General features: G+C 65.7%; 12 protein-coding genes and 3 pseudogenes. 5 read left to right on the top strand and 10 right to left on the bottom strand.

Features of this window, described 5'->3' with window-relative positions; all coding sequences use genetic code 11:
- The first annotated feature begins 44 nt into the window (after positions 1-44).
- Positions 45-2,951: a TonB-dependent receptor domain-containing protein gene (locus PIB19_RS05525; protein WP_271239998.1), complete on the top strand. Its 2,907-nt coding sequence runs from the start codon at positions 45-47 to the stop codon at positions 2,949-2,951.
- An 86-nt stretch (positions 2,952-3,037) separates the two neighbouring features.
- Here PIB19_RS05525 and PIB19_RS05520 read toward each other — a convergent pair.
- The 8 genes and pseudogenes from PIB19_RS05520 to PIB19_RS05485 form a co-directional block, all read right to left on the bottom strand.
- A pseudogene (locus tag PIB19_RS05520) lies at positions 3,038-4,077 on the bottom strand (rod shape-determining protein).
- 272 nt (positions 4,078-4,349) lie between these two features.
- A complete protein-coding gene (locus PIB19_RS05515) occupies positions 4,350-4,739 on the bottom strand; it encodes a hypothetical protein (protein WP_271239997.1) in 390 nt (129 codons plus the stop codon).
- A 57-nt stretch (positions 4,740-4,796) separates the two neighbouring features.
- Positions 4,797-5,351, bottom strand: a complete 555-nt coding sequence (locus PIB19_RS05510; RefSeq protein WP_271239996.1) for an outer membrane protein — start codon at positions 5,349-5,351, stop codon at positions 4,797-4,799.
- Between the two features lie 156 nt (positions 5,352-5,507).
- The gene (locus PIB19_RS05505; protein WP_271240919.1) at positions 5,508-6,548 is read right to left on the bottom strand and encodes a TonB-dependent receptor domain-containing protein; all 1,041 of its coding nucleotides are present in this window, start codon (positions 6,546-6,548) and stop codon (positions 5,508-5,510) included.
- The gene (locus PIB19_RS05500) at positions 6,437-7,831 is read right to left on the bottom strand and encodes a TonB-dependent receptor plug domain-containing protein (protein WP_271239995.1); all 1,395 of its coding nucleotides are present in this window, start codon (positions 7,829-7,831) and stop codon (positions 6,437-6,439) included. Before PIB19_RS05500 ends, PIB19_RS05505 begins: the two co-directional genes overlap by 112 nt.
- Positions 7,797-8,738 carry a FecR family protein gene (locus PIB19_RS05495; protein ID WP_271239994.1) on the bottom strand — a complete coding sequence of 314 codons (942 nt, stop codon included), beginning with the start codon at positions 8,736-8,738 and terminating at the stop codon, positions 7,797-7,799. Before PIB19_RS05495 ends, PIB19_RS05500 begins: the two co-directional genes overlap by 35 nt.
- Positions 8,739-8,812: 74 nt before the next feature.
- On the bottom strand, positions 8,813-9,286 hold the full coding sequence (locus PIB19_RS05490) for a sigma-70 family RNA polymerase sigma factor (protein WP_271239993.1): 474 nt from the start codon (positions 9,284-9,286) through the stop codon (positions 8,813-8,815).
- Positions 9,287-9,429: 143 nt separating this feature from the next.
- A pseudogene (locus PIB19_RS05485) lies at positions 9,430-10,324 on the bottom strand (LysR family transcriptional regulator).
- Between the two features lie 230 nt (positions 10,325-10,554).
- Here PIB19_RS05485 and paoA point away from each other — a divergent pair.
- From paoA to paoC, 3 genes are read left to right on the top strand one after another with little or no spacing between them, the layout of a single operon-like run.
- Entirely contained in the window at positions 10,555-11,190 is a 636-nt protein-coding gene (paoA, locus tag PIB19_RS05480; protein ID WP_271239992.1) for an aldehyde dehydrogenase iron-sulfur subunit PaoA, read from the top strand.
- Positions 11,187-12,137 (top strand): FAD binding domain-containing protein, encoded by a 951-nt coding sequence (locus PIB19_RS05475; RefSeq protein WP_271239991.1) that lies wholly within the window; start codon positions 11,187-11,189, stop codon positions 12,135-12,137. The genes paoA and PIB19_RS05475 overlap by 4 nt, the downstream gene beginning before the upstream one ends.
- A gap of 5 nt (positions 12,138-12,142) precedes the next feature.
- On the top strand, positions 12,143-14,329 hold the full coding sequence (gene paoC / locus PIB19_RS05470; protein WP_271239990.1) for an aldehyde oxidoreductase molybdenum-binding subunit PaoC: 2,187 nt from the start codon (positions 12,143-12,145) through the stop codon (positions 14,327-14,329).
- 177 nt (positions 14,330-14,506) lie between these two features.
- On the opposite strand, the gene PIB19_RS05465 is transcribed toward paoC, so the two are convergent.
- Both PIB19_RS05465 and PIB19_RS05460 read right to left on the bottom strand, forming a co-directional pair.
- Positions 14,507-14,743: a hypothetical protein gene (locus PIB19_RS05465; protein WP_271239989.1), complete on the bottom strand. Its 237-nt coding sequence runs from the start codon at positions 14,741-14,743 to the stop codon at positions 14,507-14,509.
- Positions 14,744-15,789: pseudogene (locus PIB19_RS05460) on the bottom strand (Leu/Phe/Val dehydrogenase).
- A 120-nt stretch (positions 15,790-15,909) separates the two neighbouring features.
- Between PIB19_RS05460 and PIB19_RS05455 the strand changes: the two are divergent.
- The gene (locus tag PIB19_RS05455; protein ID WP_271239988.1) at positions 15,910-16,371 is read left to right on the top strand and encodes an Lrp/AsnC family transcriptional regulator; all 462 of its coding nucleotides are present in this window, start codon (positions 15,910-15,912) and stop codon (positions 16,369-16,371) included.
- Positions 16,372-16,495: the final 124 nt, after the last annotated feature.

Here is a 16,495-nt window from a genome sequence, read left to right as displayed (position 1 = left end):
GTATACCGTACACGATATCAGATATATGATGAAGGGGACGAGATATGCGGAAGCATCGTGCATTGCTGGTCGGTACCGCCGTGGCAGCCCTGGTCGCCTATAGTTCGTCAGCGGCGGCCCAGAGCGTCGCCGAGGGCGCATCCCCTCAGGAAGCATCCCAGACCGAAATCACGGTCACCGGCACCCGGATCCAGCAACCGGGCCTGATCAGCACCAGTCCCGTCACCACGGTCGACTCGGACGAAATCCGCCTCCAGGGCGCGACGAACATCGAGAATGTGCTCAACCGGCTACCGCAGGTCACCGCGGACGCCAACGAGAACGTCTCCAACGGGTCCGACGGCACGGCGCGAGTCAATCTGCGCAATCTCGGCAGCAACCGGAACCTGGTCCTGGTCAACGGGCAGCGCCTGCTGCCGATCCAGGCGACCGACGTGAACTTCCTGCCTTCGTTCCTGGTCGACCGCGTCGACGTGGTCACCGGTGGCGCCTCGGCGGTCTATGGCTCGGACGCGATCTCGGGCGTGGTGAACTTCATTCTGCGCAAGGACCTGAACGGCGTGCTCGCCGACGTCCAATACGGCTTCTCCAATCATCATAACGACGATCAGGCACGCCGCGCCCTGATCTCCGCCAGTGGCTATCAGAACGCCTTGTCCTCGCCGATCGACGGACAGCGCTTCGACGCCAATATCGCGGTCGGCAAGAACTTCGCGGACGGGCGCGGCAACATCATGGCCTATTTCGGCTATCGCGAGGTGCAACCGATCACCCAGGCCAACCGCGACGTCTCCGCCTGCGCGCTCGACCCGACCAACAACAACACCGAATTCACCTGCGGCGGCTCGTCGAACAACGAATTCGGGCTGTTTCAGCCGCTGACCGGGCCCAATGCCGGCGTCGCCTTCAACAACACCCGCGACGGCGCCAAGACCTGGGTGCCGTACAACAGCAGCTTTCGCTATAATTATGCGCCGCTCAACTATTTCCAGCGCAACGACAAGCGCTACACCGCCGGCACCTTTGCACGGTTCGAAGCCGATCCCGCGGCCGAATTCTACGCCAGCTTCATGTTCATGGACGACCGCACCAATTCGCAGGTCGCGCCCTCCGCACTGTTCCAGGGCACGACCTACACGGTCAATTGCAACAATCCCCTGATAAGCGTGCAGCAGGGGCAATTGTTGTGCGGTCCGGCGTACGGCACGGCGGCGACGCAGGACCTGTTCATCGGCTATCGCCCGGTGGAGGCGCCGGCCCGGCCGCGACGCGACGACCTGCGCCACACCGACTTCCGCGTCACCGGCGGCGTTCGCGGCGAGATCGCGCCCGGCATCAGCTATGACGTCAACGGCCTGTTCTCGCGCGTGCTGTTCAACGAGAACTACCAGAACGACATCGATCCGGTCCGCGCCAATCGCGGCCTGAACGTGGTCAACGTCAACGGCGTGCCGACCTGCGCGTCGGTGGTCGACGGCAGCGACCCTGCCTGCGTGCCGCTCAACGTCTTCCAATATGCCGGGCTCTCGGCCGAATCGCTCGATTACATCTATTCGCCGACCTTCACCCGCGGGATGGACAAGGAGACGGTGCTCAGCGGCACGGTCACTGCCGACCTGACCAGTTATGGCGTGCAGAGCCCCTGGGCCGATCAAGGCCTGGGAATAGTGCTCGGCGTCGAGCATCGCCGCGAAAGCCTGGTCTTCCACGCCGACGCGCTCGCGCAACAGAAGGGCACGCTCGAGGCTCGGGGTGCGTTCAATGTCACCGAGTTCTTCACCGAAGTCCGCCTGCCCATATTCGAGAACCGGCCCTTTGCGGAGGAGCTGACGCTGACCGGCGGCTATCGCTATTCGAAGTACAGCACCCGCGACGAAGGCATATCGACCTACAAGGGCGAGATCGCCTGGGCGCCGATCCGCGACATCCGCTTCCGCGCCGGCTACAACCGCGCGATCCGCGCACCCAATATTTCGGAACTGTTCGCGGCGCAGGGGCTGGGCAACATCTCGGCGCAGGATCCGTGCTCGGGGGCGTCGCCCAGCGCCACTGCGGCGCAGTGCGCGGCGACGGGCGTCTCCGCGGCGCAATATGGGCACATCATCGAATGCCCGAGCGAGGTTTGCGTCGCGCAGGGCGGCGGCAATCCCGCGCTGCGGCCCGAACAGGCCGACACCTATACCGCGGGCGTCGTGCTCGCGCCGCGCTTCCTCAAGCGCTTCTCGCTGTCGATCGACTATTTCAACATCAAGGTGCGCGACTATATCTCGTCGATCCCGGCATCGCTGACGATCAGCCAGTGCATCGCCACCGGCGATCCGTTCTTCTGCTCGCTGTTCCACCGCGACCCGCGCACCGGCGTGCTGTTCGGCGAACAGGGCTATGTGATCTCGACCACGCAGAATACGGGTTCGCTCAAGACCTCGGGCTTCGACATCGGCGCGAACTACGCGGTCGACACCGGAGTGGGCGGGTTCAGCCTCTCGTTCATCGGCACCTGGCTCAAGGAGCTCCGCACCGAGCCGTTGCCGGGCCTAGGCAGCTATGATTGCGTCGGGCTGTTCGGGCCGACTTGCGGCCAGCCGAGCCCCGAATGGCGGCACCAGGCGCGGCTGAGCTGGTCGGACAAGGCCGACATCGCCTCGGTCTCGCTCAACTGGCGCTATATCGGGCCGACCAAGCTGACCAACAACACCGACGATCCGTTCCTCACGGGGCCAGCCTACACGCTCAACGCCAGCCTGCCGGCGTACAGCTATTTCGATCTCGCGCTCTCGGCGAAGGTCCAGCAGAACATTGCGTTTCGCCTTGGGGTGAACAACCTGCTCGACAAGGATCCGCCGGCGGTCGCCCAGGGGCTGCTCTACAGCTTCGGCAACGGCAACACCTATCCGGGCGTGTACGATGTGGCGGGACGGACCTTCTTCATCGGCCTCAACGCGGAGTTCTGAGGCCATGGCGGTGCGGCCGGCGAGGGATGTCCACCCATCACCGGCCGCGCTACCTGCGAACAGTCCTTTCCAGACCGCAGGTGCGATCAGACCTCGGACATCACCCCGAGATATACCGGATCTTCGAGCGCCCGCCCGGCACCCATCGCGACGCACATCAAGGCATCGTCCGCGACTCTGACCGGAAGGCCGGTTGCACTGGCAAGCACGGCGTCGAGCTGTGCCAACAGGCTGCCGCCGCCGGTCATCACGATCCCTTCATCGTAGATATCCGAAGCCAGCTCGGGCTCGGCCTTCTCCAAAGCGGAGAGCACTGCCTCCACGACCTGCGAAGTCAGGTCGGAGAGGAAATGAACGATCTCGGCCTGGCTGACCTCGACTTCCGCCGGCACCCCCGCACCAGATCGCGGCCCCGGACCGTCCTGACGGCGCCCGGCCCCTGGGCGATCTGCGCCGTCCCGATGTCGATCTTGATGCGCTCGGCGGTTACTTCTCCCACCATCAGATTATGCTTGCGCCGGATGCCCGATGCGATCGCCTCGTCCATCCTGTCGCCGCCGACACGAACCGAATTGCTGTAGGTCAGCCCGCGAAGCGACAGGATCGCGACCTCCGTCGTGCCGCCGCCGATGTCCACGACCATGACGCCGCGCGGCTCCGTGACCGGCAGTCCGGCACCGATCGCGGCGGCCATCGATTCCTCGATCAGGAACACCTTGCCCGCGCCTGCATTGGTTGCCGCTTGCTGGATCGCCCGGCGCTCGACCGGAGTCGCACTGCTCGGGATGCTGATCACGATCCTGGGCCTGGACCGGAGAAGGCCCGATCCGCCGCGCGCCTTGTTGATGAAGTGCTTGATCATCTGCTCGGCCACTTCGATGTCGGCGATGACTCCGTCGCGCATGGGGCGGATGGTGCGAACATTATCCGGCGTCTTGCCCAGCATCAGCTTCGCCTCGGCTCCGATCGCCCGCACGCGGGAAACCCCGCCGACCGTTTCCATCGCCACGACCGACGGCTCGTTGAGCACGATGCCGGAACCGCGCAGGTAAACGACGGTGTTCACGGTGCCCAGGTCGATCGCGAGATCCCAGGAGGTACGAGAAAGGAATCCGGGCAATCGCATGATGTTGTATCCGTTGCATTCGACAGCTTCGGCGCGCGGCGGCATGGCAGCGCACAAAGGGGTCGAGCTCGTCGAGCCGCGCCGACGAAGCTTCCACGCTGCCTATGACCCACGACTTCATTGCGTGGACCTGAACGAAGGACCCCGGCTTCATTTCTCGCGGGTACCCCGGTCCGCGGGCGTGAGGATCGAGACGCGCCCTTCAGAGAAGGCCCGCGTCACCGGAATAAGCAAGCCCTACGTCGTCCGGTCGGGCCGGGCGCTGCCGACAATCAGTTCGGGCGTTCCACCCATTTCCCCTTCATCGCGATGCAGCTCTTCCTGGTGTCGGCCAACGACTGGGGGCTGCGAAGGCAATAATATGCCTTGTTGGGGACGCCATACGCATTGACGCACATGGCCTGCGCCTTTGCCGGGCAGGCCTTGAGAACCGTCGCCCTGAGCGGCCCGCTCGCATTGGACGTGCATTGAGAGGCATATTCTGCCGGTGGAACCGCAAGGCTGGTCTCGGTGCAGTCCCGAATGGGCTCGCTGTAGACCTCACCTTCGATCAGGCAGGCATTCTGCGCCGGCGCAATGCGAGCGCCGGCGCCACTAATCGTTCCCTTGCCGGTGCCGACAAACATGCCAAAAGCCAACAGCAGCAATGTCGTCTTCATCATGCAGGCTTCCTTTCCAACGATGGGGCAGTGGCACGAGCTCAGGCAGTTCCAACTTGTTCAGAAACGCAGGCCGATGCCCGCCATGGCCTGGTGCCGGCTATAGCCTTCCGCATAGTCGGAATAACGATATTCGGCCTTGAGCAGCACATTCCTGCCGACGGCCTTTTCGACGCCGGCGCCGACGCGGACGCCGCTCCAAATATCGGAGCCGCTATAGTCGTTGGTGCCCGATCCGCCGTCCTGATAGGAAAAATCGCTGCGGACATTGGCATAACCCGCCTTCAGGTACAGCAAGTTGCTGCCCCCGACGACGCGGCCTATCCGCCCGCCGATATAGAGATCGCGGCCTGCCTTGCCGCAGAGGCGGTCGGGCGCGGTGGGCGAGGTGATGTGCGCATAGCATCTTTCCGAGTCCGCCACGCCGGTGGCTTCCGCTTCCACGCCGAAGACGGTCCCGTCGCGCTGCCAATCATAGCCGAGCTGGCCGCCATAGACGAAACGGGTCTCGAACCGGAGGTCGGCACCTGCGATCGCAGTGACGGTGGCACCCTCGAAGGGTCGGTCGGACGCTTCCTGCGCAAGGGCGGGCGTTACGCTGATAACAGACAGCACAAGGGCTGCGGCAGATAGTCGCATTCGTTCCTCCTGGGATGATTGGGAAGACGACCCGCCAGGGGCTTGGCAAAGGCGGCCAATGGGTTCTTCGGGCGTCATCGGCGCTATGACGTGCCCGTCCGCCGAAACCGCAGTCGGCCGTTCAAGATTATTTTAGAAGCGGCGTGACGCCGAGAGGGAGACGGTGCGCGGGCGGAGCGGCGTGTATTGGCGGGTCGACCGTATCGAGAAGGGGTTGCCGAGGGAGAAGGTATCGGCGCGCGCGTCGAGCAAATTATCGATCTTGATCCAGAGCGTCAGCCGGTCGCGCGCGGCCGAGGTGCCGAACCGGCCAACGACGTAGGCGGGCGTGCGCCGATCAAGATCGGGATCAAGGCTCAGGCGGGCGGCGCCGACGAGATTTGCCGAAAGGTCCGGCGTGACATGCCAGCCCCCGAGATCGATGTCGTGCGCGAGGCCGATCCGTGCCGATATGTCCGGCACCACGGGCAGGCGCACGCTTTGCGGCAGTGCGTTGCCGCTCATGTCATGGGTGAGGCGCGGCCGCTGCCAGGTCGCGCCCGCGCGCAGCCGCCATGCGCCGGACAATCGCCAATCCGCCGACAGCTCCGCGCCGATGATCGACGCGCGGCCGACATTGTGCGTGGCGATCAGGCCGTCGGCTCCGAGATAGTCGGACTGGATGTCCTTCCAGTTCGCCCTGAACAGGCTACCGTCCAGGCTCAGCCGCCCGCCGCCCAGCCGTACGCGGCCGCCGAGATCGATGTTGCGTACTTCGTCAGCGACATAGCGCCGGGCGCCCGGCGCGCTCCGATCAAGGCCACCGGGCCGGAAGGCAGTGCCGAAGCGCACATAGACAGGCTGGTCCGGCGCGATCTCGTAGGAGAGCGAGGCGCTGGGCGTGACGCTAATCGAGCTCTCGGCCAGAGCCTCCTGGGAATCGGGCGCGAACCGCTCATCCCGGGTATCCGTATGGAAACCGCGGAATCCCATGCCGAGCCGCAACTTGGTAGACAAGGGAAACGAGCCATCCGCGAAGATGGCGGTTTCAAGAATGCGGCGATGCGCCGACAGGACTCCCTTCAACGGTCCGTTGCCCGACAACAAGGGGCCATCCGCATCCGTCCTCGCCAGCATGAACGAAGCACCGGTGACCCAGGTGAAGCTGCTGCCGGGTGCCGAGGCGAGGCGGATTTCCTGATCGAGCACCAGATAGCGCCGCCAATCGTAATAGGTCCCGGGCAAGGGAGTGGGAGCACCACCGCCGATGCCGAAGCATCATAGGTCTCGGCCAGCTTCTGTCTGGTCAGGCCGGTCGCGATCGTCAGCCGAAGCGAGCCTATCGATCCCGCGATCACATTCTGGAAGACTTCGATCTTTCCATAGCGGGGTTCGCGAATCCGCGCATCGCGCGTGCGCGTGCCGGTGCGGTTCACATACTGGCTGTCCCCGGTGTCGATCGTTTGCGTCAGGGCGCTCAGGTCTACGGTCCAGCCGTCGAAAGGCGCGGCACGCACGGCAACCCGTCCGCCCCAAATATTTGACCGATTCAAGTCGCGGCCGAATTTCGGGCTGTCGATCCATCCGGGATCCGTCGCTGCGTAGCCCGCGATCCGCACAGCCGCACGGTCGCTGATCAGCGGCAGATTGATCACGCCTTCCGCCTGCGCACCGAAACCGCCGCCGGTGACCGACGACACTCCCAGGCTGGTCTTCCCCTCGGTCAGTCCGAGCACCGGGCGATTGGTGACGATGCGATAGACGCCGCCGAGCGCGCCGGTGCCGTAGAGCGGTCCTTGCGGCCCCTTCAGGACTTCCACGCGCGCGATGTCGATCAGGCGCAGGCCCGGCTCGGGCGCGTTGTAGGTCAGGCGCGCCTCGTCGAGCTGGATGCTCACCGTCGCCTGGCTCAGCCCGTTGAAGGGGCTGTCGGCAATGCCGCGAATGAACGGCCGATCACTCCCTGAGCCGCTATTGGTGAGCATGAGCCCTTCGGTTCCGCGTGCGACGTCGCGGGTCGTCGTGGCGATTCCGGATCGACCTTCGCTCTCCGGCACATACACTGCCACCGGTGCCGGCATGGCCGACAGCATCTCGGACTGCTTGCGTCCGGTAACCACGATGTCCTCGGCTATGAGAGGGGAGGGTTCGGCGACCGCCGCTCTCTCCACAGCCCGTTCGCGTGAGACGATACGATAGGTGCGTGGGCCGACGCGGACCGCGCGAAGGTCAAGCGCACGAAGCATCCGGTCGAGCGCGTCGCCCGCGGTCATTTCGCCACGTATCGCGCCCACCGCGCGCCGTGGAAGCGGGATCTCGGCGGCGACTGAGATGCCGGTCTGCGCCGACAATGTGGCGAGCGCATCGGCAGCATCGCCCGCGCGGATATCGATCCGATATCTGGGATCGCGGGCCTGTGCCGGATGGGAGCAAAGCGCGGCGCTAGCGGCCAGCGCTGTCGCCAAGACGTATCGCATCGCCGTCCGTTCGTGCTTTGAGGCCAGTCACTTCGCCAAGCGCGCTTGTCATGGCATCGCGATCGCCCCGTGCGATCACGCCGGAAAAGCGGCGGACGGCGAGGGCGGGATCGATCGTCACCGGCCGTCCGCTGAAGCGCGCAATGTCCGCTGCGACCATCGCCAGCGGCACGTCGTCATAGACCAGCGGACCCTTCCGCCAGGCGCCGATGGACTGGGTGCTCGCCGGGCGCATCTCCCCCGCGCCGGTTCCCGTCAGAGTCAGGGCTTTTCCCGCATCGACCTCTACTTCGCCCGCGGCGCCCGGAGAGCGGACAGCTACGCGCCCCTCGGCGACGGCGACCCGGACCATGCCGCCACTCGTAGAAACGTCGAATCGGGTGCCCACATCGCGGATCTCATAGCCGCCGACCCGTACAACCAGGATGCGTGCAGGATCGTGGCGCACATCGAAAAAGGCGTTGCCTTCCAGCGTCATCGGGACATCGCGTGAGTTGGCGACGCGCAGGACGCTGCCCGGCGCCAATGTGGCGACCGAGCCGCCGGGCAATTGCACGTCGCGCGGCTGGCCCGCCGGAGTGTGATAGGCGATGATTTCCGGCGCTCCTCCGGTCGGCAATCGCAGGATGCCGATCGCGATCACGGCGATCAGGACCGCTGCGACCGCGCCCCAGATTGCAATGCGAGGAAGAGCCCGGCGCGGTAGCGGCGCGGCCTCGCTCGGCAGCATTTGGGACAGAAGGGGGCGTGCGGCGTCGATCCGTGCATCGAGCAGGGCAATCGCGTCATAGGCTTCGCGGTGGCGCGGATCGGCCTCCAGCCACTCGGTGAAAGCGCCCCAGTCCATATCGTCATGCGCCTGTGCCAGATGCCAGCGCGCCGCTGTTTCGTCTATCTCTGCGCTCATGCCGTCACCATCGGCGCGGCCTTGCGGTCGTGCTCTCCCATCATTCCCTTTAGACGCCGCCGGTCCCGCATACCTCAGTCCTTCATCGCGCGTCGCAGGTGCGCCATCGCGACTGCGATATGCTTCTCGACGCCGCTGCGGCTGATCCCCAGCCGCGCAGCGACCTCCGCATGCGACAGTCCCTCGAATTTGTGCAGACGGAAGGCCCGCCCGGCCGCATCGGGCAGCGATGCGATCGCAGAGGCCAACGCGGCGGCTTCCTCTCGCGCCAGCATGCTTGCCTCTGCCCCGGGAGAGGGATCGATCGGCTCGCCCCCGGGACCGCTATGCGCCGCGGCCCATAGGCGCTCGCGCACCGAACTGCGATGCCGTGCCCGGACAGCGTCCAGCGCGATATTCTGCGCTGCGCGATAGAGATAAGCCCTGCCATTGGCGACCGGCCCGGTGTCGATGGTCTGAATCCGAAGCCAGAGATCCTGCAGCACGTCTTCCGCGGCGGCCGCATTGCCAAGCCGCGCAGTCAGGAACCGCAGCAATTCGCTGCGCATTTCCGTATAGGCTTGGGCGAGTCCGGATGACTGGGAAGAAACGGGCGCGTCCTTCGGTTGGCCTGCCCGCATATCTGCCGTGCCCGGCCCCGGCGGGCAAGAACCGGACTCACGTTGCGGGTTGGCCGGATTGACCCCTGCATCTATTCCCGCCACCGCAGCGCTTCGAGAACAAGGCTGAAGGCAGGCGAAGGCTGACGGCGGCTGGGGTAATAGAGATAATAGCCGTCGAAGGGCTCGCACCAGTCTTCCAGCACACGGGCAAGCGTTCCGTCCTCGAGCTGCTGCGACACATGGTCTGCCATCACGAAGCCGATGCCGTGTCCGGCGACGGCTGCGTCGATGATGAAATCGCTGTCGTTGAACACGAGTTGCCCGTCCACCCGGACATTCAGTTCACGCCCGGCCTTTTCGAATTCCCAGGCGTAGAGGCCGCCGGCGCTCACCCAGCGCATGTTGATGCATCGGTGCCGGGCCAGATCATCCGGCGACGCGGGTATGCCGTGCCCTGCGAAATAGGAAGGTGCGCCGATCGCAGCCATCCGCAGCGGAGGGCTTATGCGGACGGCGATCATGTCCTTTTCCAGCCGTTCGCCCAGGCGAATGCCCGCGTCGAAGCGTTCGGCGACGATGTCGGTAAGGCCGTTTTCCACATTCACTTCGATGTTGATGTCCGGATGCTCGGCGGTCAGCCGATCGACGGCCGGCCAGAGCAAAGTACGCACCGCGTGCCGCGACGCCGTGATCTCGCACGGTGCCCGCCGGCCGTTCGCGAAGCTCGGTCAACGAGGCGAGTTTGACATCGATCTCGTCGAGCGCCGGTCGAAGCGTCTCGATCAGCCGTTCGCCGGCTTCAGTTGGGGCGACGCTGCGAGTCGTGCGGGTGAGCAGGCGGAGACCCAGCCTCGCCTCCAGCCGCCGCATCGAATGGCTGAGCGCCGATTGCGAGATGCCGAGCCTGGCGGCCGCGCGGGTGAAGCTGCGCTCATCGGCGACCGCGAGGAACATCGCCAGCGCGCCCAGTTCCTCACGCCGCATCGTGGTGCCGCCATTCTGGTTTCATGAATTCAAGTCATAGGCTCAAGCTGTTTTGCCTGTCTAATCGCATTAGCCGCAATCGACTATCTTCGTTTCCCGAATGGCGTCCGAGCGCGGCGAGGAACGGAATGTGATCTGGATGGAGCCGGTGAGCGATACGCACTATCGTCATCGGCGTTGAACCGGGAAGCTGTGACGAACGTTGGCCACGGAACGGGAGCCAGGACGATATGAAGGATGACGATTTCGGCATCACGCGGCGCGGCGTCCTGGCGAGCGGAGGCGCCTCGATCGCGATCGCTACCGTCCCGCCGGCGCGTGCGCAGATACCACCTGCACCCCAGCCCATGTCGACCGCGATGAAGGTCGCGCTCACCGTCAACGGAAAGAAACGCGCACTCGACGTCGACACCCGCACCACGCTGCTCGACGCACTGCGCGAGCATCTGCATCTGACCGGTACCAAGAAGGGCTGCGATCACGGCCAGTGCGGTGCCTGCACCGTCATCGTCGACGGCCGCCGGATCAATTCCTGCCTGAGCCTCGCGGTGATGCACGAAGGCGATGCAGTCACCACGATCGAGGGGCTGGGCACACCCGACAAGCTGCATCCGATGCAGGCGGCCTTCGTCAAGCATGACGGCTATCAGTGCGGTTATTGCACGCCGGGTCAGATCTGCTCGGCGGTCGCGGTGCTCGACGAGATCCGCAAGGGCGTTCCCAGCCATGCGACACGCGATCTCAACGCCCGTCCGCGCGCGACCAACGACGAGATGCGCGAACGGATGAGCGGCAATATCTGCCGCTGCGGCGCCTATTCGAACATCCTCGACGCGATGACCGAAGTCGCCGGGAGGCGCGCATGAGACCGTTCAGCTACGAGCGTGTCGCCACGCCCGCCGAAGCCGCGAATGCCGCGGCACGTACCCAGGGCGCGAAGTTCATCGCGGGCGGGACCAATTTGCTCGACCTGATGAAATTGGAGATCGAGGCGCCGACGCATCTGATCGACGTCAACGACATCGGGCTCGACCGGATCGAGCCGACAGCGGAAGGCGGGCTGCGCATCGGCGCGCTGGTCCGCAATACCGATCTCGCCGCCGACAAAAGGGTGCGCAAGGACTATGCTCTGCTGTCGCGCGCGCTGCTCGCAGGCGCGTCAGGTCAGCTGCGCAACAAGGCGACGACCGCGGGCAACCTGCTCCAGCGCACCCGCTGCCCCTATTTCTACGACACCAACCAGCCGTGCAACAAGCGCAAGCCGGGCAGCGGCTGCGCGGCGATCGGCGGGTACAGCCGCCAGCTCGGCGTGATCGGGACGAGCGAGGCCTGCATCGCGACGAATCCGAGCGACATGGCGATCGCGATGCGTGCGCTGGATGCGACGGTCGAGACGGTCAAGCCAGACGGCGCCACCCGCGCGATCCCGATCGCCGAGTTCCACCGCCTGCCGGGTGACACGCCGCATATCGAGACCGTGCTCGAGCCCGGCGAGCTGATCACTGCGGCGACATTGCCCGCACCGGTTGGCGGCACGCATATCTATCACAAGGTGCGCGACCGGGCGTCTTACGCCTTCGCGCTCGTCTCGGTGGGCGCGATCATCCAGCGTGACGGCAGCGGCCGGGTCGCGGTGGGCGGCATCGCGCACAAGCCGTGGCGGATCGAGGCGGCCGAGGCGGCAATGCCGCGCGGGGCGAAAGCTGTGGCGGAATGGCTGCTGGCCGGTGCCAGGCCGACCCATGACAATGCATTCAAGCTGACATTGGTCGAGCGTACGCTCGGCGCGGTGCTGGCGCAGGTGAGGGGCTGATCGTCATGAAGTTCGACACGCCCGCCGGGACCAATCCGATCGACCAGCTCAAGGTGATCGGCAGGCCGACCGACCGGATCGACGGCCCCTTCAAGACCACCGGCACCGCGCCTTATGCCTATGAGCATCCCGCCCCGAACGCGGCCTATGGCGCGATCGTCGGTGCGGCGATCGCCAAGGGCCGTATCGCCTCGATCGATCTGAGCGCCGCCAAGGGCGCGCCCGGCGTGCTGGCGATCGTCACCGCCGATAATGCCGGCAAGTTGACCAAGGGCAATTTCAACACCGCCAACCTGCTCGGCGGCCCGGAGATCCAGCATTATCATCAGGCGGTGGCGCTGGTCGTCGCGGAGAGCTTCGAACAGGCGCGCGCGGCCGCGGCGCTGGTGCGGGTCGATTATGTGCGCGCCAAGGGCGCTTTCGACCTTGCCGCCGCGAAGGACGGCGCGCAGCCTTCCCGAGAGCAAGCGGACATCAAGGTCGGCGATTTCGCCACGGCGTTCGCCTCCGCGCCGGTGACGATCGACGCGACCTATCATACGCCTGACCAGGCGCATGCGATGATGGAGCCGCACGCGACCATCGCCGCATGGGAAGGCGACCAGCTGACGCTGTGGACCGCGAACCAGATGATCGCCTGGGGTCAGGGTGACGTCGCCAGGACGCTGGGTATTCCGCGTGAGAAGGTGCGGCTGATCTCGCCTTATATCGGCGGCGGGTTCGGCGGGAAGCTGTTCGTCCGCGCCGACGCGATCCTCGCCGCATTGGGCGCAAAGGCGGCGGGACGCCCGGTCAAGGTCGCGCTGCCGCGGCCGCTGATGTTCAACAACACCACGCATCGCCCTGCGACCATCCAGCGTATCCGCATCGGCGCGACGCGCGACGGCAAGATCATAGCGATCGGCCACGAGAACTGGTCGGGCGACTTGCCCGGCGGCGGGATCGAGAATGCCGTGCAGCAGACGCGGCTGCTCTATGCCGGCCCCAACCGGCTGATCACTGCGCGACTGGCGACGCTCGACCTGCCCGAAGGCAATGCGATGCGCGCGCCGGGCGAGGCGCCCGGGCTGATGGCGCTCGAGATCGCGATCGACGAGATGGCCGAGAAACTGGGGATGGACCCGGTCCAGTTCCGCATCCTCAACGACACCCAGGTCGATCCCGAGAAGCCGGAGCGCCCGTTCTCGCAGCGCCAGCTGATCGAATGCCTGCGCCTCGGCGCCGAGCGCTTCGGCTGGAGTCGGCGCAGCGCAACTCCGGCGGCGGTGCGCGACGGCCATTGGTTGGTCGGGATGGGCGTCGCAGCGGGTTTCCGCAACAACCTCGTCATGAAGTCGGCCGCGCGTGTCCGGCTGGGCCCGGACGGGCGGATCATGGTCGAGACCGACATGACCGATATCGGCACCGGCACCTATACGATCATCGCCCAGACCGCCGCCGAGATGATGGGCGTGCCGCTGGACCGGGTGGATGTGAAGCTCGGCGATTCGAGCTTTCCGGTCTCGGCCGGCTCGGGCGGACAATGGGGCGCCAACAGCTCGACGGCGGGCGTCTATGCCGCGTGCGTCAAGCTGCGCGAGGCCGTGGCGCAGAAGCTCGGCTTCAACTCGGCAGACGCGGTGTTCGCGGGCGGCAAGGTCCGTTCGGGCAACCGCAGTGCGCCGCTCGCCAAAGCGGCTGCCGCCGGCGAGATCGTCGTCGAGGACGCGATCGAGTTCGGCGATCTCGCGAAGAAATACCAGCAATCGACCTTCGCCGGCCATTTCGTCGAGACCGCGGTGCACAGCTACACCGGCGAGATCCGCATCCGCCGTATGCTCGCGGTCTGCGCCGCCGGCCGGATCCTCAATCCAAAGTCGGCGCGCAGCCAGGTGATCGGCGCGATGACGATGGCGGCGGGCGCGGCGCTGATGGAGGAGCTGGCGGTCGACAAGCGCTTCGGCTTCTTCGTCAATCACGACCTCGCCGGCTATGAAGTGCCGGTCCATGCCGACATTCCGCATCAGGAAGTGGTCTTCCTCGACGAAACCGATCCGATCTCGTCGCCGATGAAGGCCAAGGGCGTGGGCGAGCTCGGCATCTGCGGCGTGGCGGCGGCAGTGGCAAATGCGGTCTACAACGCCACAGGCGTCCGGGTGCGGGAATATCCGATCACGCTGGACAAGTTCCTGGAGCGGTTGCCGAGCATTTGAGCGTTCGGCGTAGCTTCGACTTGGTGCCGTGCATGGTCCATCAAGCGGCATTCTTCTGATGGAGTATCTGTGATCTCTGATTGATCCTCAGAAGTTTGCCCGAAGCCCGATCACGAAATTACGGCCCGCATAGCTGCCGTCATACGGCCGAACACCCGTCCTGAGCTGGTCGACGGATCAGCCTCCGGCCAGAACCTCCACTGCGTGGACGAGGACGATCTGCTCGAGCTTGGCCACCACCACCGCCGCCGCGGGCCCGGCCAGCTCCGGCACGCTGCAACGGATGTCGAGCACGTCTCCGTCACGCCGCGCCGAGAACAGGCTCGGCACCAGCCAGCGCTGCGACAGCAATCCCAGGATGCGCGGGAGTGTCTGCGGATCGGCGTCCGCGCGGATGCGCAGAGAAGCGGTCACTCAAGCCGCGAGTTGCGCGGCAGACGCGAGTGCGTCCTGCGCCATGCGATCCGCCACGAGGGAAGGGGCTGGCCTTCACGCTTCGCCTGATCGAGGATTTTCGCGACACGCGGCCCGATCGCCATGACGCGCGCCTCTGCGTCGAGCGGGCTCTCGCCGAGATACTCTGTCGCGACGTTGATGATGCCACCGGCATTGGCGACATAATCGGGCACATAGGTGATGCCGCGATCGCGCAGCATGGCGCCGACCTCGCGTCCGGCAAGCTGATTATTGGCAGCGCCGCAGACCAGTTTCGCGCGCAGCGCGGCGACGCTGCGTGCGTCCAGCACGCCGCCCAGCGCGCAGGGGGCGAAGATATCGGCTTCGGCCGCAACGATATCGGCGACATCGACCACCTGCGCGTCGTGGATCGCGGCGAGCCGGTCGCGGCGGGCCGGATCCACGTCCGCGAGGACGATGCGCGCGCCCGCATCCGCGAGCATGCGGCACAATATCCCGCCGACATTGCCGGTGCCCTGCACCGCGACCGTCAGTTCCGAGAGGTCCGCGTTGAGCGCATGGCGGGCCGCTACGGCCATCGCCTCGAACACCCCGAGTGCGGTCCAGGGCGAGGGATCGCCGCCGGCCAGCCCATCTCGCGCGGTGCGGCCGGCGACATGGTGCGTCTCCTCGGCTACCACCTCCATGTCGCGCACCCGCGTGCCGACATCCTCGGCGGTGACATAGCGGCCGTCGAGCGCGCGCACCGCGCGGCCGAACGCGCGGAACAGCGCATCGCGGTCGAACGGCCCTTCGGGCATGCGGAGCACCGCCTTGGCGCCGCCGAAAGGCAGGCCGGCCAGCGCGTTCTTGTAGCTCATGCCTTCGGCCAGTCGGCACGCATCGGCGACGACGGAGGGCTCGTCCGGATACTGCCACAGCCGACATCCGCCCGCGCCCGGGCCGAGCGCGGTGGAGTGAATGGCGATGACGCCCGACAAGCCCGAACGCGGATCGTCGAGTCGAACCAGCTCCATCATTGTCCCGTGCGTCCCTTCGACCATCCGACATCTCCTCGATCCGGCGAATATGCCGCGATCGACCGGAAATGTCTGACCTAAGTGTTCGGATTTATGTCCGATAGCCGGTTACATTCACCCGTAAAGATGTAATATGGGGATATTATGACCGATCTGGACGCGTATGAGCGTAGAATCCTTCGCGAGCTGCAGGCAGATGCGAGCCTGACCACCGCCGGCCTCGCCGAGCGGATAGGCCTTTCCGCATCGCCTTGCTGGCGGCGGATCGATCGCCTCGAACGCGACGGCATCATCCGGCGCCGCGTCGCGCTGGTCGACCGGCGCAAGGTGGGGCTCAACGCGCAGATATTCGCGCAGGTAAAGCTCAATGCACACGGCCGGGCCAATCTCGACGAGTTCAGCGAAGCGATCCGCGCTTTTCCCGAAGTGCTCGACGCCTATGTGCTGATGGGCTCGATGGACTTCATGCTGCGCATCGTGGCCAAGGACATCGAAGCCTATGAGCGCTTCTTCTTCGACCAGTTGAGCAAATTGCCGGGCGTGCAGGAAATCAACTCGACCGTCGCCTTGTCCGAAATCAAGTCGACCACCGAACTGCCGATCTGACCGTTCGGATCATCGCGCCCGGACGCTGGTGCCGGTACGAAATGCGTCCAGCATTGCTTCCATCCTTGCCGCTTGGCGGGATCGTCTGCGTTCGCCGGGCGGATGGCGTAGCGCGGATCGCCGC

The organism is Sphingomonas sp. 7/4-4, from assembly GCF_027941955.1.
Classification (GTDB): Bacteria; Pseudomonadota; Alphaproteobacteria; order Sphingomonadales; family Sphingomonadaceae; genus Sphingomonas.
This window is presented reverse-complemented; position numbering and strand designations above follow the sequence as displayed.